This is a genomic window from Oleiphilus sp. HI0079 (genome assembly GCF_001635105.1).
Window position 1 is genome coordinate 1 of record NZ_LWFT01000328.1, and the last position, 566, is coordinate 566.

Here is a 566-nt window from a genome sequence, read left to right on the forward strand (position 1 = left end):
ATCTCTGGTATTGCAGGCAGCTTTACGCTGGGCGGCGCAATCACAGGCACCGAGGGTGCCGACCGCGTTTGCAATGGTAACTGGCTAGACAGCTTGATCAACGCGGCATTCCTAGGTCAAGACTGCAACCAAAGCGTCGCTTGGCTGCAAACGTTTGACTCATACGCAGTAAAAAACTACATCGGCTCAAACCTAGCGGCTCCTGTTTACGTTATGGGTGGCTATAAAGGCTTTCCTGGTTTCGAAGGAGCAAGCTCAGCACTTATTGAAGGCGAAGACGATGGCTACATTAACCTAGCATCTCAAATGAGCTGTGCCGGTTCGGGCAAACGCCATCTCGAAAGTGATTTGAACGACTACAATTACTTCTTAGGAATTCAATACGGCAGCCCTATCTTCCGCTGCAATGATTCGAACAAAGGCACACCTCGCACCTACAATATGGCGAGCGTTTACACAGACCACGATGCAGAGCGTAACGCTGGGATCAAATACCCTAGCTACACCAACATTGAAGACGGCATAACATGTGGCAATGGGCGCAGCATGGCTGGCAGAATAAACTC

The 566-nt window shown here is 50.2% G+C and carries 1 pseudogene; it reads left to right on the forward strand.

The features are described 5' to 3' along the window. Positions 1-566, forward strand: a pseudogene (locus A3750_RS25870) (hypothetical protein); the annotation flags it as partial.